Here is a 21,866-nt window from a genome sequence, read left to right on the forward strand (position 1 = left end):
GCAGGCAAAAGGCGCGGGAGGCTGCTGGATCAGCCGGTCACCGATGACCGTTGTGCGTCATCCCCCATTGAGATCAGCAGCGGAGCCTCCGCCTGCCGCACTTTAAAGTCCGCCTTTCCGGCCACCCCTTTCCAATTTATTTGCGCCAGGGACTGGGCCACGGCGCCGCCCAGGGTGGTTCCGGGGCCGGTCACGATGAACAGGTCCGGCGCAAACTCACATGCTGCATTCTGCACCGCACGGGTGAAGTCATAGGTCTCCACCACCTGATGCCCCAGCGTGTAATCCCACAGCGCCTGTTTATCCGTGCCTCCCGGCCACCAAATCTGCCCGCGGCCGTCGATCAGCGGCACATCCGGCTGGGTGAACATCTCGGCACTCAGCCGGCTGCGCCCCTCAGCCGCCACCGGCGCCTGCAGGGCAGTATGGAACGCGGCGTGGTTGGCCAGCCGCATGGGAAAGCGGTCGTCCAGCACCGGCACCGCGGCCTCGAACGCTGTCAATCCGGCCTCGTTTCCGGCCAGCACCAGCATCCCGCCCAAATCAATCGACAGCGCTAGATCATGGTCTTCGCGTGTATTAAGCTCTGCCGCCAAGGTCAGCAGCTCAGTCTTGCGGCGCGGGTTATCCTGCCAATCTGGTCCGGCAAAGGGATAGACCAGCTGGCCGCCGATCAGCTGCTGCTGCATCAGCGTGCCCATGGTGTTCACCACCTTGAACCCATCCGCCGCGCTCAGCGCCCCGGCCGCCGCCAGCGCGGTGTACCAGCCCATGGAGTTGCCGGTAACCGCGACAATTTCGATGCCCTTGGCGAGCGACTGCGCATCTGCCAGCGTTGAGGCATAAATCAATGGCGACGCAATATCCCCGCGTGAATACTTCGACACCGAGAACCGCGTGGCACCATCCAGCGCTGTGAGTTCTTCCTGCCCGGCGGCAAGGCGCTGCGCGTCAAATCCGGCGAGCAGAGCTGCCTTGTCCGCGTGATGACGGTGCAAATAGCCCAGTTCCGCCTTGTTATAGGTACCCCGCCCCGGGCAGATAAGAACGGCCGTCCGGGTCATGACTTTGCTCCTGCCAGCTTCAATGCGGCCTCGACAATACTGTCCTTCGACGGCAGCGTCGCGCCATAGGCAGGCCCCGTTGCAATAAAGCAATCGCTGGCTGTAATCCGCGCCGTTGGAGCATCGCCTTGTTCCGCAAACAGCGCCATCAGCGCCTCCGACTGGCTGCCGGTGATCCGGCATTCGTCGACAATCAGCACATGTTTGCAGCCTTTCACCGCCTCCAGCAGCGCTGCCTCCGGCAAGGGCGCCAGCCAGCGCAGATCCACAATCCGCGCGTTCACACCCCGGACCGCCAGCTCCGCCTGCGCCTGGGCCGAGAGATACCGTCCATTGCCATAGGTCACGATGGCCAGATCGGTGCCTTCCCCATGCACACCCGTTTCACCTAAAGCGATCCGCCGGTCCGGTGAAGGGTAGGTCCGCATCCAGCCGCCATCTTTCTCCGCATGCAGATCCCGCATCGGATACAGAGCGATCGGCTCGACAAAGACCACCACCCGCTGTTCCTCGCGCGCCAGCCGCACCGCCTCGCGCATCATCATTGCAGCCTCGGCCCCGTCTGACGGACAGGCAATCACAATTCCGGGAATATCCCGCAGCACCGCCAACGAGTTGTCATTGTGGAAGTGCCCGCCAAAGCCTTTCTGGTAGCCGAGGCCCGCAATCCTCAGAACCATCGGGTTGGTAAACTGCCCGTTCGAGAAAAACGGCAGCGTCGCTGCCTCGCCGCGCAACTGGTCCTCGGCATTGTGCAGATAGGCCAGGAATTGGATCTCAGGAATGGGCACAAACCCATTGTGGCCCATACCGATCGCCAGCCCCAGGATCGACTGCTCATCCAGCAGCGTGTCGATCACCCGGTCCGGTCCGAACCGCTGCTGCAATTTTTGGGAGACACCATAGACGCCGCCCTTGCGGCCTACATCCTCCCCCATCATAATGATCTCGCCATGCTCCAGCATCAAATCGGTCAAAGCCCAGTTGATCAGCCGCGACATCGGCTGCGGCTCCTCCATCGCCCGCATGTCGCTGCCGAACGCCGCCGCCCGCTCCTCTAAGCGCGGGCCATTGGTGGGCGAACAATCCCGCTTTGGGGGGATCAGGCTGACAGCTACATCTTCTGCCGTTTTCAGATGCGGCCGTGTTACCGCTTCGGCCCGGATCCGCTCTACCCGCGCGCAAGTATCCGTGTAAACCTTCAGCGCCTCCCTGGGAGGCAGCGCCCCGGCTTCATTCAGCAGCCGCACCGAATGCAGCAGCGGATCATTGGCTTCATCCGCCTCGACCTCGGCCTTGCTGAGATAGGTGGTCGGGACATCCGCCCCGGCATGGCCGTACAGCCGCACGGTACGCAGATGCAGGAATGCCGGCTTCTTGCGGGTCCGAACATACTCCGCTGCCTCTCGCGCCACCGCAAAGGCGTTGTAGATATCCAGCCCGTCTGCCTTGAAATACTTGATGCCCGGCCGCTGCGCCATCGAGGCTTCGATCCACCCCTTCGGCGTTTTCACGGAAATGCCGATACCGTTGTCCTCGCAAACAAACAGCAACGGCAGCGGCGTCGACTGCACCGAGCTCCAGCCCGCGGTGTTGATTGCCCCCTGCGCGGTCGAATGGTTGGCCGAAGCGTCTCCGAAAGAGCACATGACAATGGCGTCTTCCGGCATCACCTGATGCTCCGGCTGGTGCCGCTTGGCCGCGCCGATGGAATAAGCCGCGCCCACCGCCTTTGGCAGATGCGAGGCAATGGTAGAAGTCTGCGGCGGAATCATCAGCGCCCTGGAACCCAGAACCTTGTGCCGTCCGCCTGAGGTGGGGTCTTCGCTGGAACAGGCAAAGGATAGCAGCATATCCCAGGAAATCCGCTGCCCCGGAACCTGTTCCGCCCGGGCAATCTGGAACGCCGCATCACGGTAGTGCAGGAATGCCATGTCGGTCGGACGCAGCGCCCGCGCCACCGCTGCCATCCCTTCATGCCCCGAGGATCCGATTGTATAAAACCCCTCTCCCGCTTTTTGCATTGCCCGGCTGGTCAGGTCCAGCGCCCGGCTCAGCACCTGTGCATGGAAGGTGCCGACGGCTTCTGATGCGGCAAGCGGCCCCGAAGGCGCCGCACCTGCTGGGAAGTCCGCGGCATTAACCCGGTCCAGGAAATTCTTATGCACGATCTGGGCGCGGTCCATGCGGCCTCCTTGGCGTAAACTCTGGGTGCATTTATCCGCGAGCGCGTCCCCAAGGCCAATGAGATTGCCTACTTGTATCATTCCAAATCGGAATGATACGCGGCCAAATCAGTCCGTTTTCTCACATCAGCTTAAGGCATTTCGATGCCAGTGAGTCCGTCGGAATTGATAGAACATAAACTGATGAAGTTTCTCGATAACTTGCAATATTCCTTTCAAGGGATTATCAGAATTGAGTCTAGCCGCTTGCCTTACCCATTCTCGGTATTGCAACTGGGCTTGTGGGTGGGCAGCCGCTCCTGGCGGCACTCGTGCCAATGTCAGTATTCCTCGGCAGCATCGCCCAACAGGACAAGCCGTCCGCCGCGGCCTTGAACTTCCTGATCGACTATAAAACTGGTAGCCTGATCGGATCCCGCCTGGATAAAAGCCACCACAATCCGCCAGCATTGCGTGATCTGCATCAGCGCGCTTTCATACCACGCTTGCACGCTGATCTCGGCCATTGGATCGAAGTCCGGGATTATATCGCAAATGATCAGATAGGCATGTGCCCTGCCCTGACTGGGCTTCTCCCTTGTGTCCGCCCCCCCCCCGTGTCCAAAATCGGTGGGCAGGGTAATGAAGGCTCCAGTTCCGGCGCCTGATCTGTGAATTCGCACTGGCGTGCCCAAGAAGACTACCGGCGGCCTAAAAGGTCTCAAACCGCTACCAGGAACTTTCGGCGGTCTGAGGGGTTTTCCTAGCAGCAACTCGCAACCGAAAGGACACGGTATGCTCTACTGGGCTCTCTTTTTCTTGGCCGTTGCCATAATTGCCGGCATTTTCGGATTTGGCGGCATCGCTTCGGCCTCCGCTGGGATAGCAAAAATCCTGTTCTTTATTTTCCTCGCCCTGTTTGCTCTGGCACTGATAGTTAGGGTTCTTCGCGGTGCGTCCCGCTAACCCTTACGGTTTCTGAAATCAGCGCTGCATCCGGCCCGGGCCGGAGCCCGGCCCGGGTTTTGCATTCCATATCCTTGCTGACACTGGTTAGACTTTCAGCGTTTCGGTCGAGGAAAAGAACATCGCTTGGCTCACTGCTGAACGAACCTGTTCTTCAGTATATGGCTTTGAGATAAGGAAGGCCGGTTCCGGCCCCTCGCCGGTTAACAGGCGTTCGGGGTAGGCCGTGATGAAGATCACCGGGCGATCACCGTGCTTGGCCAGGATATTATTGACAGCGTCGATACCGCTGGAGTTATCTGCCAGCTGGATGTCCGACAGGATCAAATCGGCCTGGGTCTCGGCTGCCAGCTCCAGTGCGCGGGCTTCGGTTCGGGCAATGCCAGTCACGCTGTGGCCCATTCCAGAAACGATGGCCTCGAGATCCATTGAGATGATCGCTTCGTCCTCGATGATCATGATCTGGCCTGAGGTGGCGCGCGACATTTCGTCGTAAGCGATCGAGATCAACTCGGAGGCTTCGCTTTTGCTTACCCCCATGATGATGCCGGTATCCGCTGCACTGAATTCTTCAATTGTGTGCAGCAAAAGCGCTTCACGGGTGTTCGGAGTAAGCCGCCGCAAATGCTTCTGAGCCTTGGCCGCCAGGCTTGTTCCGTCTTCATCTTCTCCGGCGGGTGCGCCGGAAGAGGACCAGATCGCATGAAAGACGCGGAAAAGTGCGACTTTGGGGGAAAGCCTGCTGTCATAGTCACTTTCGCCGGAGAGAATGGCCTCCAGCGAAGCCAGCGCATATTTGTCGCCGCTGCTCTGGCTGCCGGTCAGTGCCCGGGCGTAGCGGCGCAGGTAGGGCAGGGTTGCGCCAATCTGGCTGGCGATCAAGTCTCCCGATTGAGCGGTCATTTTGCGTCGTCCCCTTTTTTGCAATACATATGGAACTATACGCGCTTAAAAGCGTTTGGTTCCAGAAACTGCGCAAAAAACCGATGGATTGCATGACACAGCGACAACGCGCCCGGCCGCGCAACGAACAGGCCGACCGCGAAATAGACGAAAATCTCAAGCGGGCCTTCGATCAGATTGCGAGCGAGCCTGTGCCCGACCGTTTTACCGATCTGCTGAAGCGGCTGAAGGAAAAGGAGGCGGGAAAGACCCGCGCCCAGGACCAACCGGAGGAGAACCGCTCCGATGACTGACCCCGCGCGAGATCCAAGGGAAGACCTGGTCAATCACTTGGGGGCCCTGCGCGCCTTTGCCCTCAGCCTTGCCCGCAACGGCGCCACTGCCGATGATCTGGTGCAGGATACGCTGGTCAAGGCCTGGACCAATATCGACAAGTTCAATCCCGGGTCGAACATGCGGGCCTGGCTGTTCACTATTTTGCGCAATACCTATTACTCTTTGCGCCGCAAGCGCAAGCGCGAGGTGGAGGATTCGGATGGCGTATTGTCCGGCACCCTGGCGCAAAAGCCCGATCACGACGGGCGGCTGCACATGCGCGATTTCAACGCGGCCTTTGCGCTATTGAACGACGAGCAGCGTGAAGCGCTGGTGCTGGTCGGCGCGGGCGGATTCTCCTACGATGAGGCCGCAAAGATGTGCGGCGTGAAAACCGGCACTATCAAGAGCCGGGTGAACCGCGCCCGTGCCCGACTGGCTGAGCTGATGGAACTGGATGATAACAGCAAGATGGAACTGACTGATACGGTCACGGCTGGGATCGTTGCTCAGCAAAGCGCCGCATGATCAAAATTCCGCGGCTGCAAGCCGGCAGCTTGCTGGTACGTTTGGCTGCGCTGATGACATTTGCGCTGCTGCCGCTGGGCCTGATCGCTCTGTATCAAACCAACGCTGTAGTTGCGGAAGCCAACCGGCTGTCGCATGCATCATTGCTGGCCCATACCCAGCAGGCCGCTGCCAGGGAGCGGGAACTGTTGCAGCGGGCCGGCGGCGCCACCGAAGGGCTGGCCGCCGCGATCCTGCCGGTATTCGGCAGTGGCGGAGATTGTGCAGACCTCATGAAAGCGTTTACGCAGGGGCAAAACCCGTTCACTTTTGCAGCCTTCATCACGCCCGACGGTCAGATGGAATGCACCTCGGACGGCAGCATCGGGGATATTTCCGAAAAGTGGCTGTTTCTAAAGGCCCAGCAAGCCTCCCGCCTTTCGTTTGCAGCAGGCCAGGGCATATTGGGCAAAGGTGGCCCTCAACTGGTGGCAACCAGCCCGGTGCAGCGCGACGGTATCCTGCTTGGCTATGTCTCCATCGCGGTCCCGCACCAATTGACCAATTCACTGGCGGGCACAAAATGGGCCGAACAGGGCATCCGGTTTGTCACCTTGGACGCGCAAGGGGAGATTCTCTCCGCCAGCGTGCCGCAGGAGCAGGCCGCACAGTCACTTCCGGTTTCGGTACCTCGCCGCGAACTGCTGCTCCGCGCCGGCGGCACATTTTTTGAAGATGCGCGGTCCGGCCAAGAGCGTTTCTTTGCGGTCAGTGAAATTCTCCCCGGCCAGGTTGCCGTCGTCGGCAGTTGGCCGGTGGAAAACGCCATGTCGGTGAGCGCAAGCCCGACCTCATGGATGACGCTGGCATTTCCGGTCCTGATGTGGCTTGCCGGCATTTCCGTTGCTGTTCTCGGCTTGCAGCAGATGGTGATCCGCCACTTAAGCGCATTGCGCCGGGCAATGCGACGGTATGCGCTGGGAGAGCGGGATGACCCGAATCTCAATCTGAAAAGCCCCCCGCGCGAATTCGATGAGGCCCGGCTGTCCTTTAACCGCATGGTGGCAATCCTCAGCGAAGCAGAGAGACGGCGCGAGCTTGACCTTGATGAAAAGACCATGCTGCTGCGCGAAGTTCATCACCGGGTGAAAAACAACCTCCAGCTTGTGGCGTCCATCATGAACATGCAGGGGCGGAACGCGCAGACTCCCGAAGCCCGGCGTATGCTGTCACAGCTGCAGCGGCGGGTGCGCGGGCTGGCTACAATCCACCGCAGCCTGAATACCAATCCCGACGTTTCCACAGTGGACAGCCGCGAACTGATCAACGAACTGATCGCGGAGATCGGTTCGATGAACGCCGGTACCGGACAGGATGTGGTGATCGAAACGGATCTCGCTCAGGTGCCGCTCAGCCAGGATCAGGGAGTAACCCTGTCAATGCTGGTATCAGAGGCGATGACCAATGCCGTGAAATATATCGGTGTGCCTGAAGGGGGGCGGCCGGAAATCAAAGTCAGCCTGCGCGAAACAGCCAAGAACTGGCTGGAGCTGGAATTGACCAACACCAAAGGGCAGCCCCTGCTGGATCCGGAGGAGGACGTCGGCGGATCTGGAATCGGCGCACGGCTGATGACGGCTTTTGCGACGCAGCTCGACGGAAAAGGCGTCACTCAGGAGACAGAAGACACGTATACGTACCGGCTCGGCTTCCCCGCCGTTGCCGGGGCCGCTCCTCCAGAAGCCGATACGCAGGAACAGAAACAAGATGCAACAGAGCCTGCCGCCTGAAGAACACCGCTGCGGGGAATTCGCAGTGCTGATCACAGCGGAGCAAGCCTGGCCTGCCTTTGAACGCGCGGTGCTGGATGCCCGTCGCGAGATCATTGCCAGCTTCCGCCTGTTCGATTTCGCCACCCGCCTGCTGAGCCCCGAGGCGCAGAAAACCGGCGGAAACTGGGCCGATCTGATTACGGATGCGCTGCGTCGCGGGGTGCGGGTCCGCCTGGTTGTAAGCGACTTTGATCCGGTCATGGCAGCGCCCCTGCATGCCGCCGCACAAAAGACCCTTGAGCAGGCGCAAGAGATCGCGGCACAGCTCAGCCCGGAACAGGTTGCGCTGTTATCAGTCTCCGCCGCGTTGCATCCAGCGCGGGCGGGGCTATTGCCGCGGCTTGCCTTTTCACCCTTTGTTTTGCGCAAGCTGCGCAAACTCCCCAAGCGATTGCGGCCCGCTGCGGCCAGCCGTCAACGGCTGCCGCAGCTCTGTCCGGTTTCGCAACATCAAAAAATTGCAGTGATCGACCGCGAGGTTCTTTATATCGGCGGCCTGGATCTGAACCGGCGCCGCTTTGACACCCAAGCCCATGACCAGCCAGCGCATGAGACCTGGGCTGATGTCCAATTGATGCTGCGCGGCCCAGAAGCCGAGGAGGCTGCAAGCCATCTGGAGCGGTTCCAGGACGAAACCGCGCTGCGCAGGCGGCCGCCCCAAGGCAAGCATATACGCCGCACCCTGTCTGTACCGCGCCGCGGCGGTTTTTGGGCTCTGTCGCCGCGGACTGTTCTGAAGGAAATCGAAGAAGACCACCTTGAGGCCTTCGGACAGGCGCGGCACCTGATTTACTTGGAAACCCAGTACTTTCGTTCCAGCCCCATAGCCCGCGGGCTGGCCGATGCCGCACGCCGCAACCCGGATTTATCACTGATCCTGATCCTTCCGGCACTGCCTGAAGAGGTCGCCTTTAATGAAGACTGCGGGCTGGATGCGCGCTACGGCATGGCGTTGCAGGCTGAAGCGCTGCAGGAGGTAAGCGCCGCCTTCGGGGGCCGCGCCTGTATTGCCAGCCCGGTGCAGCGGCGCATGGCAGCTCGTGTATCGCCCTCGGTTCTGGCGGGATCTCCGATGATCTATCTGCACAGCAAGGTTCTGCTTGCCGACCAGAATTTTGCCATGGTGGGCTCGGCCAATCTGAACGGGCGCTCGATGCGATGGGATACTGAGGCCGCCCTGCGGATCACGCAGCAAGACAGGATCGGGCAGCTGTGGCATGCGCTGGCGCGGCATTGGTGGCAAGAAGACCTTCCGGCCGAAGCACTGGACCCGGTCTGTGCAGCCGCATGGTGGCAGCAGGAGATCCGCCGTAACAAGATCCGCCGCCCGGAGGCGCGCCGCGGGCTTCTGGTACCGCATGACCCGGACAGGATGGCAGAGCTTCAGCAGCCTTTGCCTGGCGCGACCGAAGACATCGTCTGAGCCGTTGGCAGCGCGCGTTGCCTGGCATGTCAACGCAGGCGGCGCAAAAGGCCCGGCGCTGTTAAAACGCCGGGCCTATGTGCAGCTGCGACGCAGCAAAGCGTTACTGGGCTTCCTGGGACTCTTCAGTGATTTCATTACCAAGATTCGACACGTCCCTGCCGAAGCCTTCGGTTGTTTCACAAGCTGCCAGGCCGGCCAGTGCGAAAATTGCGAGAAAGATACGCATTATGGTCTCCTTACTTCAGTTTCGACGCAATGTTGCCTGCGAAGGCATCGATGACGGCGGTGTAGAACATTTCGCTGTCAACGGTGGCGGTGGCAGGGTCAGTGCCTTCGGGGTAATAGGCACTCAGCTGGTCCGCAGAGACAGTCAGGTCATAACGCATATCCTTGGACGCGTCAGGCATATCGATGTCCACATCGCCTTTCAGCATCCATTCTCCAACGCCCAGCGCCTGTTCGAAATTGCTGGCCAGCATAACAGAATCGATCTCGACATGAATCTCTGCCGCTTCACCCGCGTCTTTACCCGCAATTTGGCCGGCAAGGCGCTCGGCCAGGGCAGTTTCCAAATCGGTTTCAAGGCTGGTCCAAACCGCAGCCGCCGGGTAATTCTCGATCGCGCTCAGATCGGCCGTCACGTCGATTTCGGAGACTTTAGAGCCAGCAACAGCGGCCGTCGCAATCGCCGTCACCAGAGCAGTGGTGCGGATCAGATGAGTCATGTTTGAATGCTCCTTCTATTTCTGCCCCTGTTGGGGATGCAGCATAGAAACGCCCGGGTTTCTCGAAAGGTTCCTGAATTTATTGGAGATACCTGCAGCAGATCAGTTGCTCATTTATTTTCTTCCTTAGAACATCAAGCTGAGTGCAGCTGCCCGCGCTAGGGTACGAACACGCGCTTCCACGCGCGCCATGCAACTGCGCATTCAAAATCGGGGCACGGTATCCTCTGGGCAAAGGGCTCGGACACGGGCGAGACATTGGACCTCAACTTGCAGAGTGGCATCCGCGGAGATTGAAGGGGGGGGGCATCCCACAACGGTTACGAGGGCTCCGGCTGGAACCATTCCCATCTTCACGCGTTAGCCTCTGGTGAGCGTTGAGCAGAGGGAAGAATGTCAAAGCTAGAACACAACCATCAAGCGCGCCTAACCGCGGATCAAATTGACCGCAACTTGAAGAGAGCCTTTCAGGAGCTGGCCACGGAACCGCTGCCGGACCGGTTCACCGTTCTGCTTGACCAGTTGCGTAAGGCTGACCTTCAAAAGAAGGACATGCAATGACCGCTGACCCACGCGAAGAGTTGACCGAGCATCTTGGTGCGCTGCGCGCCTTTGCGCTCAGCCTTACCCGGAATTCCGCAGCCGCGGATGACTTGGTGCAGGATACGCTGATCAAGGCCTGGACCAATATCGAAAAGTTTAAACCAGGCTCCAACATGCGGGCTTGGCTCTTCACCATTCTGCGCAACACTTTCTATTCGCTGCGCCGCAAGCGCAAGCGTGAGGTCGAAGATGCTGACGGTTCACTGGCTTTGGCACTGGCCTCCAAACCCGATCACGACGGCCGACTGAATATGCGCGACTTCATGCAAGCCTTCGACCAGCTGCCGGACAGCCAGCGAGAGGCGTTGACCCTGGTGGGTGCGGGGGGGTTTTCGTATGAAGAAGCCGCCGAAACTTGCGGTGTCGCGGTCGGCACGATCAAAAGCCGCGTTGGGCGCGCCCGCGCTGCGCTGGTGCATCTACTGCATCTGAAAGATGGTGAAACGCTGGAGCTGACTGACAGTGTAACGGCCGGAATTCTATCCAACCATCCTGCGGCCTGAGTGTCCGGCCTGGGCCTTATAAAGGTGCTGCCCATTGTCAGAAACGCGGATTTGTTCTGCGCCGTTTCCTTCCCCGCGGCCGGGCCAGGTGACAAAATGTGCACCGGCGAATTCGGCAGCTGCTTGCACCGCGATAACAGAACTACGTTTCCAACGGTGAGGAAGTTGTAACGGCCAAGAGCCGCAGAATTATGCGTTCCGAGGATTTCCAGGGAACAATTCCTCGAGCTGTGCGTCTTTTAAAGGTAGCAGCCTCAAAACGCTGCCGGCCCTGTCCCCAATCGGGCCGATCACTAGACCCCCGCCCGTCCCCCCCGGCGGGGGTCATTTTCCTTTTTACTCAACGCGTTGTGACTTTCTTAGACACGTAATTTTCAGGGCATCGGATGGCTTTTACCGAAACCTTTCCAGCCACGGTACGTTAACTCAGCGAAGCAACCCGAAAGGACAGTACCATGAAAGCCCCGATTATCTTTGCCGCAGTCGCTGGCATCCTTGTGCTGGTTTTTGGTATCTACATGATTGACGTCGACCAGACCCAGGAGACCCGTCTCCCTGATGTGGATGTCTCCGTCGAAGGCGGTCAGCTGCCGGAATTCAACGCCGAGGTTGGCGACATCGAAGCCGGCACTGAGGAAGTAACCGTGACCGTCCCCACCATCGATATCCAAAGCCCTGAAGAAGACGCTAACAACGACGGCTAATAGGTCGTCCCGGCTTTTTAGAGCGCAGCGCAGGCCGCTGCGCTTTTTTATTGCGCAGCATCCGCAACTTTGCCGTCATGACGAGCGGAGTCCGCAACCATGATCGCGCCCCGGGCCTTTGTTTCAAGGCGTTCTTCGGCCCCGGCTCGGCCGCAGTCTTCAAATTGCTATCCATGGTCAAGGCCGTTCTCCCCGGTCAACGTCAGGCCGACAAACCAGGCATTAACCGAAGAACAACCCGTCCGCCGATCGACCCGCGCGGGTCTTGCTTCTCTGCGCGAACGCTTCGCTCGCCGCCACATAGTGCAGAAAAAACACCAACCCTTGAGGCACTTCTGGAACCATTCTCCCGCTCAACCGTTGACTTGCCAGGTGACGCTTATCGCAGCGCGCAAACATCGAAGGAAAAGAGCCATGCTTGGTTGGGCAATCACGTTTCTTATTGTGGCACTCGTCGCCGCAGTTCTTGGATTCAGCGGCATCGCAGGCGCTTCCGCTGGGATCGCACAGATCCTCTTTGTGATTTTCCTCGCACTTTTCGTTCTCTCGATCGTTGTCCGCCTCTTCAAAGGCTGACCCGCCCCGCCAACTGCGCACAGCAGAATGGCAGCTAACACAAGGAGTCAGACACATGACCAACTCAGCCGAAACTCAGCAGCAAACCAAAGGCAGCACCGGCTCCGCCGCAGGCAACGCCTCCGGCAACCTTACCGGGCGCGTGAAGGAGCAGGCCGCGCAAACGGTTCAGCAGGCGCAGGAGCAAATCGACGCCGGGTTGCAGTACAGTTCCGGTGAGATGCAGCGCTTTGCCAAAGAGGGTCAGGAATTTGTGAAAAAAAATCCGGGCCTTGCTGTTGCCGGGGCCTTGGGGGCTGGTGTCCTGCTCGGATTAGCAATGCGCAGTCGTTTCTGACCTGTACCCCCTACCTCGCAACCAACCAAAGCCGCGCCGTTTAGCGCGGCTTTGGCTTATTAAGCGAACGGCTCACACCAATTTCAGCGGGTACCAGTAACTGCAATTTGTCCCGAACCGGGAACAATCTTCCTAGGCCCGCGTTCCCTTCTCAGAGCAACAGACTCAAGGGAGCGAATTATGGAATATGGAATTATTGGCCTGCTCGTACTGGCTGCAGATATCTACGCAATCATTCAAATCCTGTCCTCGGGTGCCTCCACCGCTGCCAAGATCGTGTGGACACTCGTTATTCTCATTCTGCCAGTACTGGGCTTCATCATCTGGTTGATCGCAGGTCCCAAATCCTCTGCTGCAAACATTTGACAGGTCTGCAGCCAACATGACGCGGCCTGGCGTTCGGACGCCGGGCCGTTTTCTTTCGATGCGGGGAACAAATAGCGCGAGCGCGCGTTTCCCCATTGAACACTGATAACAAGGAGGCAGATGATATGACCGTTCCGTCTGATTTGGAAACGCAGGCCCGTGCCCAAGCTGCCGATCTGAGCCGCAAGGCCAAAGTCGCAGTTGCGGACAAAGTCCGCGACACTGCTGATGCTGCGCAGTCGCAGGCCGCCCGCGAAGTGCAATCAACAGCCGATGCTGTTGGCGCCGCGGCCGAAGCATTTGAACCAGGCACCATGCAAGCGCAGGCCGCACAGGTCGTTGCCGGCCACCTTGAGGACGCCGCCCACCGGGTTCGTGCCTTGGATGTCGAACAAAGCTTGCGGGATGTCAGCGCCTTTGCGCGCCGCAACCCGCTGCTGTTTCTCGGCGGTGCCGCACTGGCCGGATTTGCCGCCACCCGTTTCCTCAAAGCAAGCGAACAGGGCAGCCTTGACACCGACCGCACACAAATGACCCGGGAGGCCGGTTATGGCACGTCATGATCTGCGCCAAGTGCCAGAATTGTTCTCGGAAGCTCTCCAGCATTTCGCAGCGTTGCTGCGCAGTGAAGCAGAGCTTGCCAAGAGTGAGCTTAAGGAGAACGCCGCCCGCGCCGGAACCGGGCTAACCTGTTTCGCCATCGCCGCGCTAATGGCGCTGGCAGGCATGCATGTTCTGGCGGCGGCGCTGGTCGCCTGGATTGCATCCTCGGGCCTGTCGGCCGGGTGGGCCGCGCTGATCGTCGGCGGCGGGCTGATGGCGGTTGCAATGGGCCTGGTATTGGCCGGCAAATCGCGGCTTAGCAGCAAGGCGCTTTTGCCAAACCGCACCATCCGCAGTGTCAAGCAGGATGCCGCAAGCATCAGGGAGGCCGCAAATGCCCGCTACTGAAGATATCGAACAACGCGTGGACGCAAACCGCCGCCGGCTGGCCGAAACCTTGTCCGGCCTGTCTGGCACCGTTGCCCCGCAATCGGTGGCCGAACAGCTCTCGGCGGCGGCAAACGGCTATGGCGGCGAACTGGGGCGCCAGGCCATCACTGCAGCTAAGCGTAATCCCGCAGCCCTGGTGCTTGCAGGGGCCGGGTTGGCCCTTCTGTTCACCGGGAACGGCAGCAGCCGCCCGCGCACTGCTCCGCCGCCCCCCGCTGCCGTTCCCCCCGAGGCCGCCTTTGCCGGTTTCGACGCGCGTGTCGCCGCAGCTGATGCTGCCATCAAAGAGGAGATGACCGGTATGAGTGAAGAAAACCTCCGCGCTGGGAAGATGCGCGAGACATTGAATGCAGGCCTGGACGTCCTGCCTGCCGCCGCCCGCAAGCGCGTGCTGAAGGCGCGCACTGCTGCCCTGCAGGCGCAGGAGAAGGTCGAGTCCCATGCCGCAAAGGCTGGGGCACGCTCGCGGACGTTTTACGATCAGAACCCACTGGCCGCCGGGGCTATAGCGCTGGGTCTGGGCGCGCTGATCGGAGCATTGCTGCCCTCCACCCGTCAGGAAGACGAGATGCTTGGCGCGCGCCGTGATGCGCTGGCCGCCAAAGCCGAGGCCGCCTTGCGGGAGGAAATGGACAAATTGCACCGCACTGCCAGCGCCAGTCTTGACACGCGGCCATCCCGCCCGGCACCGCACACAGCCGCTGGCTGACGGGAATGCCAAGGATCCTGAAAACCACGCTCAGCGGCCGAGGGGTGCGGGTGATGCTGATGATCCTAACGGTCATCAGCATCACAGCTGCATTGCAGCATGCCCAGCAGGTCCTGGCACCGATGAGCTTTGCTCTGGTGCTAGGCATTGTTGTGTCACCGCTTGCAGACAAACTTGCGCGCTTTGGCGTGCCACGGCTGGCGGTTGCCCTGTCCCTTCTGCTGGCCTGCACGCTGTTTGTAGCCACCGCAATACTGCTTATCGAACCCGTCGTGAACGCCCTGATCGAGGAGCTTCCGCGCATCAAGTCCGTCATATCTTCCCTAGTCGACCAAGCTTCTTCTTTGCTGCGCGGGATCGAGACGATCAGCGAGGAAATTGAAAACACTGTTGGCGCTGACTCGGTCGAACCCCAGGCTGCCATCCCTTCGGTGGGAAACGCCCTATGGCTGGCGCCCAGCTTTCTCTCTCAGGTCTTCATCTTCGTAGGCACATTGTTTTTCTTCACACTGACCCGGGACGACCTCTATCGCCTAACCGGTGCAATGTATGGCCGCCTCAAGCATGCCGATAAGGCTGTCGCCCGCTATTTTGCCGCCATAACCGTAGTGAATGCCGGTCTGGGAGTGATGACGGCTGCGGTTCTTATGGCCGCAGGGGTGGAGTACGCCGTGCTATGGGGGCTTGCAGCGTCCTTGCTGAACTACGTTTTGTACCTCGGTCCGCTGTTGATAATGATCGGACTGGCGATTGCCGGAGCACTGCAGTTTCACGGCCTGTATGCGGTTCTGCCGCCGATATTGTTCCTGTTCATTAACCTGACTGAGGCAAATATCGTTACCCCGCTGATGGTTGGCAACCGCATGGCAATGAATCCGCTGCTGGTCTTCCTTGCCATCATCTTCGGGCTCTGGCTGTGGGGACCGATCGGCGCCATTGTGGCGCTCCCGCTTCTGCTGTGGCTGGGTGTGATGCTGGATCCACGCCACAGTTTGCCGGAGAAGCAGGTGGACGACCCGCTGGAGAAGATCCTCTGAAGAACGGCCCCCCGCCGCTCCGGAAGTATTGGCGGCTGCCAGGCCTCACTCAGCCTGCTGCTGCGCATCCAGCAGATTTTCCCCGCCATCCAACCCTTCACGTTCACGCTCTGCTGCTCCTTCAGAGGGTAGCTCAGCACGTGCTGGATCAGCGGCCTCTGGCAGATCGGAACTGCTGGCCGCCAGGCCGGACTGCCGGGTGCCAATACGTTTCGCCGGGGCGGCAGCTGTCTGGTCCTGTGCCCCGTCCAACCGAACCCGGTAGATAGGCTCGGGGAGACCGAAACCTGCGCCTTCCAGCGCCAATTTTGCGGCTCGGATCGCCTCGCCGCGCGCCTTGGCGAAATCCACCTGTGTCTGATCCACCCAGCCGGTAAAAGTCAGAATAACGTTGGAATCCCCGACCTCGCTGACCCAGGCACCGACTTCGGGATCCTCGAGTACAAACGGCTGCTCCTCGAGTGCGGCTACGGCGGTGGACAACGCCGCCGCCAGATCAGCATCGGCATCCACCCCCAAATCGAAGCCGAAGCGGCGATGGGGATCGCGGGTGAAATTCACGATCCGCCCTTTAAAAACGGTGGCATTGGGTATTCGGATATGATTGCCCTCAGGAGAAATCAGGATGGTCGCCCGCGAAGTCAGCCGCGCCACCGTTCCCTGGTCGCCCTGGATGTCCACATAATCATTCGGCCGAAACGGCTGGCGCAAGCTGAGCAGGATGGAGGCGATGAAATTCTCCACCGTGTCACGCACGGCAAAACCAAGCGCGAGGCCAACCACACCTGCCGCCCCGAGCACCGCTCCGATCAAGGCTGTTGCGTTCATGATATCCAGTGCCAGAACCAGTCCAGTCAGAATGAACAGGATACGCGCCACCGCGCGGTAAACGTCTGCAATGAAAGGGTTGGGCGCCAGCCGGGTCCAGATGCCGATGCGCGTGGTCAGAAGCCAGCCCCCTGCCGCCACCAGCAAGAAAGACGTCACCGCGACCAGGAAGATGGGACCGTTCGCCAGCAGGTTCCGTGTGCGTGCTGCAATCCGGTCCACCGCTGGTGCCAGCCTTTCCTCGAGGGTGCCGCTGATTTCGGTTTCATTCTCTATTGCGACGACACCGGCCACACGGTTGATGATCTGCGTCAGCCGGTCCTGGGCCGCATTGTCAATCACTGGGCCGGTGGCACGGACGACCCCTTCGGACACCGACACCTTCACGGCACTATATCCGTCAATTTCAGCGAGCAGTTTCTCTATCCTGCTTAGAATCGCACCATCGCGCACTGCCGCATCGCCGACTTCGATCAGACTGTCGGTCTGCACCGGATCAGCCGCAGTCTGGGCTTTACCGCTGCCGCCCCCCAGGCAAAGTGCAGCAGTAACAACCACGCAATGCAGAAGCGACTTCAGCCTCGGTCCTAGTGTCAGGATGCCTTTCAGGTGCTGCCGGGTGTAAGTCACTCTACAGGTCAATTCCGCATCCTCACGATCAAATCCAATACCGTTGCGCGCAGCTGCTCTGCAGGCGGACTGGCCATCATACAAAGGACATAAAGCAGAATCCCTGCTTTGAACACGCCTTGCGGCACCCGCACGGTGCACCATGAGACGAGGTGCACATCTGCCATCAAGCGCCCAAAATTACCTGAAGGTCCGCGGGGACCAGATCCCTGGCGCGCTCCTCTGGAAAAATATGCCTTGCGACAGCTAATGAAACTCAGCGTTGAACTTGGAAGGTTGCGGATGGTCTTTTTCTTCTGAACGCATCAAGGCGGAACAACTTCCCCATCCCGCGCGTTGAGCTTGTGAACCCACAGCGCAGGAGGATGCCAATGGCGATGCAGGAGACACGCGAACCGGCACCCGGAAGCATCAGCCTCTTACGCCACACCTGGGTGTGCCAAAAAGCAGCAAGCTCAGGTGTTCTCACTCCAAGTATCGCCTTGCGCACACTTGTTTTCCTGTTCCCTTCCACCACCGCCGGGGTGGCTTTGGCATGTATCACGCTGTCCCCCAGCGTGATGTTAGAGGACTCCCAAATACTTACAGGAGTGGTGCCGAAAGAAGCCGGTTCCATCCCGTTCGAGAAATTGCGCCAGGTGCTGGCGGCGGACAGAACGACGCTCGGCATCGCCGCATGTGCCAGCCTTAGCTTGGCCTTCTACTCCGCATTCAAGGCGGTTGGCCAGTCCAAGTCCGGGTTGGACTCGATGCATGGTTGCTCCCATTTTGTCGAGCGCCGCTGCCGATGCGGAATGGGCAAATGGTCGTGCCTTACGGCCCTTTTCCTTCCGCTTCCACCGCCATCTCAAATAAAAGGAGAACGTTATGGCTGAACGTCACAGATCCAAAGACGGACGCAAGGAAACCGACGAAGTGTTGGGAAAACAGGGCGGCGTAGCCCACCAGGGCCGCACCGGCGGCCGTCTGGCCCGCGACATCGGCACCGAAGACGAGTTGAAGCGTGCCCAGGAGAGACCAGCCGGGGCAACCCGCGTTACCAAGTCCAAGGAACAGGAGGGCAGTGGTGATGGCAGTTAAGGGAATTCCATCCGGAGCTTGGGTGCTCATCGCTGACGGCGAGAAGGCATTGTACCTTGTTAACCAGGGCGATGAACAGAACATACACCTCACCGTGCGACGCAAGGAAGAGCAGGACAATCCAAAGGCGCAGGACTGGGCCGCAAGCCGCCCCGGCCGTTTCAATGACGGCCCCGGTGTGCAGCGCTCCGCAGTCGATGACACCGACTGGCACCAGTTGGAAAAGGCCCGCTTTGCCAAAACAGTGGCGGAAGACCTGTATAAAGCAGCCCATGCGGGAAAGTTCGATACGCTTCTGATAGCTGCCAGCCGCCCGGTGCTCAGCGCACTGCGTAATGAAATGCACCCCGAAGTGACCGAGAAGCTAATGCTGGACGTGCCGAAGGTGCTGACCAACCACCCGCTGGACGAGATCGAGCAGGCCATCCTGCGCGAGGCCGAAAACGCGGCCTGACCGTGGAACATCGCAGCCGCGGCGGCGTGTTCCAAACGAGCACGCCGCCGCGGCCTACTTGCGATTTTCGTCTGAGTTCCCAAAATGCATATGAGCCAGACTTCAACCGTTTCGCTGGCAATTGGACGGAACTCAAGGGCGCCCGCGTGCAGGCTTTCGAGATCTGACAGACGACGGGCTGGAGAAGGTCAAAGGCGAGCGTGAAAACCTGGAAGGACTGCTGCACCGGAAACTAAGAAAGACCACGGATGAAGCCCGCCAGACTGTCGACCGCAAGTTGGAGAGCATCTGACTCATCCCGCAGACCAGAAAGCGACGCCGCTGCCGGCCTTTGGAAAGGCCATAGGGCTTCCAAGGGCGACCTGAGGAGACTGTGCTCGCCTCAGGAGGTTGAGAATCTCTTGAAGGCAGCACTTGCCAAGGGCAACAAACAACTCGCGGACCCCATCCAGCTTGAAATGTGGACATTCGCGCAATCTGATCCTCTTAAACAGTGCCTTGAGCGCCATGAAGCACATTCCGATTCCACGAACTGGTCAATTTGCTTTCCACGGTGGCAAGTGAGGCTTGGCGGCGGGTCAGGCTTGTGACGTTCACACTTGGCAACGCATTCTCGACGGGCTGAAATTTTTCCTGCAAGGTTGAGTCCAGCGTCCAGAGCTATGTCTTGTCAGCAAAGGACGCGCGGGCCAATGTAAAAGGCACCACCCTGTGTAAGGTTAGTTAAGACCGAAGCGCTTGTGTGCGCTCTGGCAACTGGCTGGCCACCCGAAGGTCTTGCCGTGGAGCGTGGAGACACAGTTCCATCCGGGCCTGATGGCATTTCTATCTGTATTGTATCGGCTGACAGAGTGCAGCTTGGCCGCTGGTTGGTCAGAAAGGCAGGCGATAAAGTGATGAGGCGCGTCTTGATAGCGATGATAGTTGCGACAATGGGCTGCGCTCCCAAACAGACGCAATTGTCGCCTCCACCCAATATTTACCTCAATGGAGAGGAGTACCCTGCTGGCGAAATTCCGGAACCGCTGCGCAGCATTGATCCGAAGTTATTCTTCGTAACCAACCGCCAGCCTGCGGGCAGCGGTGGGCAACGAGGTTTCTTTGGCAAACAAAGATCTGATTCCATGTTCTTTGGAGAGGCAACAGTAAAATTTGACGTCGCCGATTGGGACACCCTGTTGCGAAGGACCACCGGTGAAGAAAACCGCAATTGGACGCCTCTTACTATCGGCGATGTCAAGGAAGTCGTCCACTTCCTGCCATTCCCGCTGCCGGTAGACAGGAGGGGAGATACGGTAGAGTTCCAAACTGCCCCCCTGTTGACCTACCAAAAACAGGGCCGTGCCTTCAAGCAAGCCCTGAGCAAGAAACTTTCAAGTCAGAAGCAGGACAGTGTTCTGCTTTATATTCACGGCGTGAATAACACGTTCGACGAAAGCCTCTCGACACTTGCGAATTTGTGGCACTTCTCCGGGCGCAAGAGCCTGCCGCTGGTATTTTCATGGCCCGCAGGAAACCCGGGAATATTAGGGTACTTCCGCGACAGCGCCGCAGGCGACTTCAGCGTGTTCCATTTCAAGGAGCTTTTGCGGCTGCTGGCGGAAGTGCCAGAGGTAAAGCGTATCGACATCGTTGCGCATTCCCATGGGTCGGATGTTGCGATGGACGGAATCCGCGAGCTTGTTATTCAGCATCGTGCCGCCGGGTTAATTCCAAGGCGCGCGATGAAAACAGGAACGCTGATTTTAGCCGCCGCCGACCTTGATGTCGGGGTGGTGCGTCAGCGCCTCGCAACAGAGCGTGTCGAGGAAGCCTTCGAGCAACTGAATTTCTACATCAACCCAAATGACTTTGCCCTTTGGCTCTCTGCGATTTTGACCCGCACCGTCAGGTTCGGAAAACTGCAGCGCGAGGACTTGGCTCCGGCTGAATTCAATTCTCTTCTGCGGGATGCCTTGGTCTATTTTATCAGGGTGGAGAATGGCGATAGCAGCAACAGCCATACCTACTTCAGAAGAAACCCTGCCGTCCTATCAGACATAGTCTTGGCCCTGCGCACCGGCACAAAGCCTGGAAGCGCGTCCAGGCCGCTTGTTGACCTTGGAGATGGGTTCTGGCTGCTGCCGTCGCACTATCCGGGCCCACGGCCTATCGACGACGGCTCCAGGTCGTCGCGTTAAGCTGGCACCATAACCGGCAACTGCAACAGCTTGGCGTCTTGGCCGGATTTGCTCACTGGCTTGCAGTTGTGAGTTCGTGGCGACAGTCCCGAGTGAAACAGGAGGCTGGTTGCAGCTGGAAGCGGGCCGGAAGGTGTTCGCTTTATCCGAACACGGCATTCCACCAGTCCGGTCGCGAAACCTATGGAGAAAGATGTTATGTCTACTCCGCCGCATGTGGCGGGATTTGCCTTCACTGAACTTTTGTGAAGGTGATTTGAGACGCCAAGCACACACTTGATCCCTCTTCCTCTTGCGGCAACAAAAGAAAGGAAACGCATATGACAACTCCTTACAAACGCCTCAATAAAGATGATGCCGCTGTTCTGATGGTCGACCACCAGGCCGGGCTATTGTCTCTGGTGCGGGATATCGATCCCGACAAGTTCAAGAACAATGTTTTGGCTCTGGCTGATTCTGCTAAATACTTCGGCCTGCCAACAATTCTGACCACCAGTTTTGAGGACGGCCCCAACGGGCCGCTGGTCCCTGAATTGAAGGAGCTATTCCCAGAGGCCCCTTACATCGCCCGCCCCGGGCAGATTAACGCCTGGGACAACGAAGACTTTGTTGCTGCCGTGAAGGCCACAGGCAAGAAGCAGCTGATTGTTGCCGGTGTCGTCACCGAAGTTTGCGTGGCATTTCCAGTCTTGTCGGCGATCGAAGAAGGCTATGATGTCTTTGTGGTGACGGACGCGTCGGGCACCTTCAACCCGCTGACCAGAGACGCCGCCTGGGATCGAATGTCCGCCGCGGGAGCCCAGCTGATGTCATGGTTCGGCCTGGCCTGCGAGCTGCATCGTGACTGGCGGAACGATATCGAAGGTTTGGGTGCACTGTTCTCCAACCACATCCCGGACTACCGCAATCTGATCAGCAGCTACAACGCGACGCCCGTCACGTCATAGGCTCGCCATGTTCTGA

The 21,866-nt window shown here is 59.3% G+C and carries 28 protein-coding genes; 21 read left to right on the top strand and 7 right to left on the bottom strand.

Features of this window, described 5'->3' with window-relative positions:
* Window positions 1-29: 29 nt before the first annotated feature.
* The 3 genes from METH_RS18520 to METH_RS18530 all read right to left on the bottom strand — a co-directional run bounded on the left by METH_RS18520 (window position 30) and on the right by METH_RS18530 (window position 3,756).
* Window positions 30-1,064, bottom strand: coding sequence for an acyl carrier protein (locus tag METH_RS18520; RefSeq protein WP_024092008.1), 1,035 nt, complete (start codon window positions 1,062-1,064; stop codon window positions 30-32).
* On the bottom strand, window positions 1,061-3,250 hold the full coding sequence (locus tag METH_RS18525; protein WP_024092009.1) for a dehydrogenase E1 component subunit alpha/beta: 2,190 nt from the start codon (window positions 3,248-3,250) through the stop codon (window positions 1,061-1,063). Before METH_RS18525 ends, METH_RS18520 begins: the two co-directional genes overlap by 4 nt.
* A gap of 320 nt (window positions 3,251-3,570) precedes the next feature.
* Entirely contained in the window at window positions 3,571-3,756 is a 186-nt protein-coding gene (locus METH_RS18530) for a hypothetical protein (RefSeq protein ID WP_024092010.1), read from the bottom strand.
* A gap of 268 nt (window positions 3,757-4,024) precedes the next feature.
* Here METH_RS18530 and METH_RS23455 point away from each other — a divergent pair, with 268 nt between their 5' ends.
* Window positions 4,025-4,195 (top strand): DUF1328 domain-containing protein, encoded by a 171-nt coding sequence (locus METH_RS23455; RefSeq protein WP_024092011.1) that lies wholly within the window; start codon window positions 4,025-4,027, stop codon window positions 4,193-4,195.
* Between the two features lie 87 nt (window positions 4,196-4,282).
* Here the strand turns inward: METH_RS23455 and METH_RS18540 are convergent, their stop codons facing one another.
* A complete protein-coding gene (locus METH_RS18540; RefSeq protein WP_024092012.1) occupies window positions 4,283-5,098 on the bottom strand; it encodes a response regulator in 816 nt (271 codons plus the stop codon).
* A gap of 92 nt (window positions 5,099-5,190) precedes the next feature.
* On the opposite strand from METH_RS18540, the gene METH_RS18545 reads away from it, so the two are divergent.
* Genes METH_RS18545 through METH_RS18560 form a run of 4 tightly spaced genes read left to right on the top strand, consistent with a single transcriptional unit; the run spans window position 5,191 to window position 9,175 of the window.
* On the top strand, window positions 5,191-5,391 hold the full coding sequence (locus METH_RS18545) for a NepR family anti-sigma factor (RefSeq protein WP_024092013.1): 201 nt from the start codon (window positions 5,191-5,193) through the stop codon (window positions 5,389-5,391).
* Window positions 5,384-5,941 carry an RNA polymerase sigma factor gene (locus tag METH_RS18550; protein ID WP_024092014.1) on the top strand — a complete coding sequence of 186 codons (558 nt, stop codon included), beginning with the start codon at window positions 5,384-5,386 and terminating at the stop codon, window positions 5,939-5,941. The genes METH_RS18545 and METH_RS18550 overlap by 8 nt, the downstream gene beginning before the upstream one ends.
* Window positions 5,938-7,710: a sensor histidine kinase gene (locus METH_RS18555; protein WP_024092015.1), complete on the top strand. Its 1,773-nt coding sequence runs from the start codon at window positions 5,938-5,940 to the stop codon at window positions 7,708-7,710. The genes METH_RS18550 and METH_RS18555 overlap by 4 nt, the downstream gene beginning before the upstream one ends.
* Entirely contained in the window at window positions 7,688-9,175 is a 1,488-nt protein-coding gene (locus METH_RS18560; RefSeq protein ID WP_024092016.1) for a phospholipase D-like domain-containing protein, read from the top strand. The genes METH_RS18555 and METH_RS18560 overlap by 23 nt, the downstream gene beginning before the upstream one ends.
* Before the next feature lie 103 nt (window positions 9,176-9,278).
* Here the strand turns inward: METH_RS18560 and METH_RS18565 are convergent, their stop codons facing one another.
* Both METH_RS18565 and METH_RS18570 read right to left on the bottom strand, forming a co-directional pair.
* Window positions 9,279-9,404 carry an entericidin A/B family lipoprotein gene (locus METH_RS18565; RefSeq protein WP_024092017.1) on the bottom strand — a complete coding sequence of 42 codons (126 nt, stop codon included), beginning with the start codon at window positions 9,402-9,404 and terminating at the stop codon, window positions 9,279-9,281.
* A 10-nt stretch (window positions 9,405-9,414) separates the two neighbouring features.
* Window positions 9,415-9,903 (bottom strand): hypothetical protein, encoded by a 489-nt coding sequence (locus METH_RS18570; RefSeq protein WP_024092018.1) that lies wholly within the window; start codon window positions 9,901-9,903, stop codon window positions 9,415-9,417.
* Between the two features lie 393 nt (window positions 9,904-10,296).
* Here METH_RS18570 and METH_RS24395 point away from each other — a divergent pair, with 393 nt between their 5' ends.
* The 10 genes from METH_RS24395 to METH_RS18615 all read left to right on the top strand — a co-directional run bounded on the left by METH_RS24395 (window position 10,297) and on the right by METH_RS18615 (window position 15,731).
* Window positions 10,297-10,464, top strand: coding sequence for a NepR family anti-sigma factor (locus METH_RS24395; RefSeq protein WP_169731253.1), 168 nt, complete (start codon window positions 10,297-10,299; stop codon window positions 10,462-10,464).
* Window positions 10,461-11,009, top strand: a complete 549-nt coding sequence (locus tag METH_RS18575; protein WP_024092020.1) for an RNA polymerase sigma factor — start codon at window positions 10,461-10,463, stop codon at window positions 11,007-11,009. Before METH_RS24395 ends, METH_RS18575 begins: the two co-directional genes overlap by 4 nt.
* Window positions 11,010-11,464: 455 nt before the next feature.
* The gene (locus METH_RS18580) at window positions 11,465-11,713 is read left to right on the top strand and encodes a hypothetical protein (protein WP_024092021.1); all 249 of its coding nucleotides are present in this window, start codon (window positions 11,465-11,467) and stop codon (window positions 11,711-11,713) included.
* Window positions 11,714-12,127: 414 nt separating this feature from the next.
* The gene (locus METH_RS23460; RefSeq protein WP_024092022.1) at window positions 12,128-12,289 is read left to right on the top strand and encodes a DUF1328 domain-containing protein; all 162 of its coding nucleotides are present in this window, start codon (window positions 12,128-12,130) and stop codon (window positions 12,287-12,289) included.
* 55 nt (window positions 12,290-12,344) lie between these two features.
* Window positions 12,345-12,626, top strand: coding sequence for a hypothetical protein (locus tag METH_RS18590; RefSeq protein ID WP_024092023.1), 282 nt, complete (start codon window positions 12,345-12,347; stop codon window positions 12,624-12,626).
* Between the two features lie 180 nt (window positions 12,627-12,806).
* The gene (locus METH_RS18595; RefSeq protein WP_024092024.1) at window positions 12,807-12,992 is read left to right on the top strand and encodes a PLD nuclease N-terminal domain-containing protein; all 186 of its coding nucleotides are present in this window, start codon (window positions 12,807-12,809) and stop codon (window positions 12,990-12,992) included.
* 125 nt (window positions 12,993-13,117) lie between these two features.
* On the top strand, window positions 13,118-13,555 hold the full coding sequence (locus METH_RS18600; RefSeq protein ID WP_156927526.1) for a hypothetical protein: 438 nt from the start codon (window positions 13,118-13,120) through the stop codon (window positions 13,553-13,555).
* Complete coding sequence (locus METH_RS18605) at window positions 13,542-13,943, top strand: phage holin family protein (protein ID WP_024092026.1); 402 nt, start codon at window positions 13,542-13,544, stop codon at window positions 13,941-13,943. The genes METH_RS18600 and METH_RS18605 overlap by 14 nt, the downstream gene beginning before the upstream one ends.
* Window positions 13,930-14,694 carry a hypothetical protein gene (locus METH_RS18610; RefSeq protein ID WP_024092027.1) on the top strand — a complete coding sequence of 255 codons (765 nt, stop codon included), beginning with the start codon at window positions 13,930-13,932 and terminating at the stop codon, window positions 14,692-14,694. The genes METH_RS18605 and METH_RS18610 overlap by 14 nt, the downstream gene beginning before the upstream one ends.
* 53 nt (window positions 14,695-14,747) lie before the next feature.
* On the top strand, window positions 14,748-15,731 hold the full coding sequence (locus tag METH_RS18615; RefSeq protein WP_245602923.1) for an AI-2E family transporter: 984 nt from the start codon (window positions 14,748-14,750) through the stop codon (window positions 15,729-15,731).
* A gap of 45 nt (window positions 15,732-15,776) precedes the next feature.
* Here the strand turns inward: METH_RS18615 and METH_RS18620 are convergent, their stop codons facing one another.
* Window positions 15,777-17,273, bottom strand: a complete 1,497-nt coding sequence (locus METH_RS18620) for a mechanosensitive ion channel domain-containing protein (RefSeq protein ID WP_245602924.1) — start codon at window positions 17,271-17,273, stop codon at window positions 15,777-15,779.
* 287 nt (window positions 17,274-17,560) lie between these two features.
* On the opposite strand from METH_RS18620, the gene METH_RS24135 reads away from it, so the two are divergent.
* The 6 genes from METH_RS24135 to ycaC all read left to right on the top strand — a co-directional run bounded on the left by METH_RS24135 (window position 17,561) and on the right by ycaC (window position 21,850).
* Window positions 17,561-18,064 (top strand): hypothetical protein, encoded by a 504-nt coding sequence (locus METH_RS24135; RefSeq protein WP_024092030.1) that lies wholly within the window; start codon window positions 17,561-17,563, stop codon window positions 18,062-18,064.
* Window positions 18,057-18,269, top strand: coding sequence for a hypothetical protein (locus METH_RS18625; protein WP_024092031.1), 213 nt, complete (start codon window positions 18,057-18,059; stop codon window positions 18,267-18,269). The genes METH_RS24135 and METH_RS18625 overlap by 8 nt, the downstream gene beginning before the upstream one ends.
* A complete protein-coding gene (locus METH_RS18630; RefSeq protein ID WP_024092032.1) occupies window positions 18,259-18,723 on the top strand; it encodes a baeRF12 domain-containing protein in 465 nt (154 codons plus the stop codon). The genes METH_RS18625 and METH_RS18630 overlap by 11 nt, the downstream gene beginning before the upstream one ends.
* A gap of 121 nt (window positions 18,724-18,844) precedes the next feature.
* Entirely contained in the window at window positions 18,845-19,015 is a 171-nt protein-coding gene (locus METH_RS18635) for a CsbD family protein (protein WP_245602925.1), read from the top strand.
* 559 nt (window positions 19,016-19,574) lie between these two features.
* Complete coding sequence (locus METH_RS18645; protein WP_245602926.1) at window positions 19,575-20,903, top strand: alpha/beta hydrolase; 1,329 nt, start codon at window positions 19,575-19,577, stop codon at window positions 20,901-20,903.
* Window positions 20,904-21,223: 320 nt separating this feature from the next.
* Entirely contained in the window at window positions 21,224-21,850 is a 627-nt protein-coding gene (gene ycaC, locus METH_RS18650) for an isochorismate family cysteine hydrolase YcaC (RefSeq protein WP_024092035.1), read from the top strand.
* Window positions 21,851-21,866: the final 16 nt, after the last annotated feature.

The organism is Leisingera methylohalidivorans DSM 14336 (assembly GCF_000511355.1).
GTDB classification, from domain to species: domain Bacteria; phylum Pseudomonadota; class Alphaproteobacteria; order Rhodobacterales; family Rhodobacteraceae; genus Leisingera; species Leisingera methylohalidivorans.

What these genes read in the sequence shown, in the direction of transcription:
- METH_RS18520 (WP_024092008.1), bottom strand. Translation starts at nt 1,064, where the DNA reads ATGACCCGGACGGCCGTTCTTATCTGCCCGGGGCGGGGTACCTATAAC.
- METH_RS18615 (WP_245602923.1), top strand. Translation starts at nt 14,748, where the DNA reads ATGCTGATGATCCTAACGGTCATCAGCATCACAGCTGCATTGCAGCAT.
- METH_RS18530 (WP_024092010.1), bottom strand. Translation starts at nt 3,756, where the DNA reads ATGGCCGAGATCAGCGTGCAAGCGTGGTATGAAAGCGCGCTGATGCAG.
- METH_RS18610 (WP_024092027.1), top strand. Translation starts at nt 13,930, where the DNA reads ATGCCCGCTACTGAAGATATCGAACAACGCGTGGACGCAAACCGCCGC.
- METH_RS18525 (WP_024092009.1), bottom strand. Translation starts at nt 3,250, where the DNA reads ATGGACCGCGCCCAGATCGTGCATAAGAATTTCCTGGACCGGGTTAAT.
- METH_RS18630 (WP_024092032.1), top strand. Translation starts at nt 18,259, where the DNA reads ATGGCAGTTAAGGGAATTCCATCCGGAGCTTGGGTGCTCATCGCTGAC.
- METH_RS18550 (WP_024092014.1), top strand. Translation starts at nt 5,384, where the DNA reads ATGACTGACCCCGCGCGAGATCCAAGGGAAGACCTGGTCAATCACTTG.
- METH_RS18580 (WP_024092021.1), top strand. Translation starts at nt 11,465, where the DNA reads ATGAAAGCCCCGATTATCTTTGCCGCAGTCGCTGGCATCCTTGTGCTG.
- METH_RS18555 (WP_024092015.1), top strand. Translation starts at nt 5,938, where the DNA reads ATGATCAAAATTCCGCGGCTGCAAGCCGGCAGCTTGCTGGTACGTTTG.
- METH_RS18600 (WP_156927526.1), top strand. Translation starts at nt 13,118, where the DNA reads ATGACCGTTCCGTCTGATTTGGAAACGCAGGCCCGTGCCCAAGCTGCC.
- METH_RS23455 (WP_024092011.1), top strand. Translation starts at nt 4,025, where the DNA reads ATGCTCTACTGGGCTCTCTTTTTCTTGGCCGTTGCCATAATTGCCGGC.
- METH_RS23460 (WP_024092022.1), top strand. Translation starts at nt 12,128, where the DNA reads ATGCTTGGTTGGGCAATCACGTTTCTTATTGTGGCACTCGTCGCCGCA.
- METH_RS18565 (WP_024092017.1), bottom strand. Translation starts at nt 9,404, where the DNA reads ATGCGTATCTTTCTCGCAATTTTCGCACTGGCCGGCCTGGCAGCTTGT.
- METH_RS18625 (WP_024092031.1), top strand. Translation starts at nt 18,057, where the DNA reads ATGGCTGAACGTCACAGATCCAAAGACGGACGCAAGGAAACCGACGAA.
- METH_RS18545 (WP_024092013.1), top strand. Translation starts at nt 5,191, where the DNA reads ATGACACAGCGACAACGCGCCCGGCCGCGCAACGAACAGGCCGACCGC.
- METH_RS18590 (WP_024092023.1), top strand. Translation starts at nt 12,345, where the DNA reads ATGACCAACTCAGCCGAAACTCAGCAGCAAACCAAAGGCAGCACCGGC.
- METH_RS18605 (WP_024092026.1), top strand. Translation starts at nt 13,542, where the DNA reads ATGGCACGTCATGATCTGCGCCAAGTGCCAGAATTGTTCTCGGAAGCT.
- METH_RS18570 (WP_024092018.1), bottom strand. Translation starts at nt 9,903, where the DNA reads ATGACTCATCTGATCCGCACCACTGCTCTGGTGACGGCGATTGCGACG.
- METH_RS24135 (WP_024092030.1), top strand. Translation starts at nt 17,561, where the DNA reads ATGGCGATGCAGGAGACACGCGAACCGGCACCCGGAAGCATCAGCCTC.
- ycaC (WP_024092035.1), top strand. Translation starts at nt 21,224, where the DNA reads ATGACAACTCCTTACAAACGCCTCAATAAAGATGATGCCGCTGTTCTG.
- METH_RS18575 (WP_024092020.1), top strand. Translation starts at nt 10,461, where the DNA reads ATGACCGCTGACCCACGCGAAGAGTTGACCGAGCATCTTGGTGCGCTG.
- METH_RS18560 (WP_024092016.1), top strand. Translation starts at nt 7,688, where the DNA reads ATGCAACAGAGCCTGCCGCCTGAAGAACACCGCTGCGGGGAATTCGCA.
- METH_RS18595 (WP_024092024.1), top strand. Translation starts at nt 12,807, where the DNA reads ATGGAATATGGAATTATTGGCCTGCTCGTACTGGCTGCAGATATCTAC.
- METH_RS24395 (WP_169731253.1), top strand. Translation starts at nt 10,297, where the DNA reads ATGTCAAAGCTAGAACACAACCATCAAGCGCGCCTAACCGCGGATCAA.
- METH_RS18540 (WP_024092012.1), bottom strand. Translation starts at nt 5,098, where the DNA reads ATGACCGCTCAATCGGGAGACTTGATCGCCAGCCAGATTGGCGCAACC.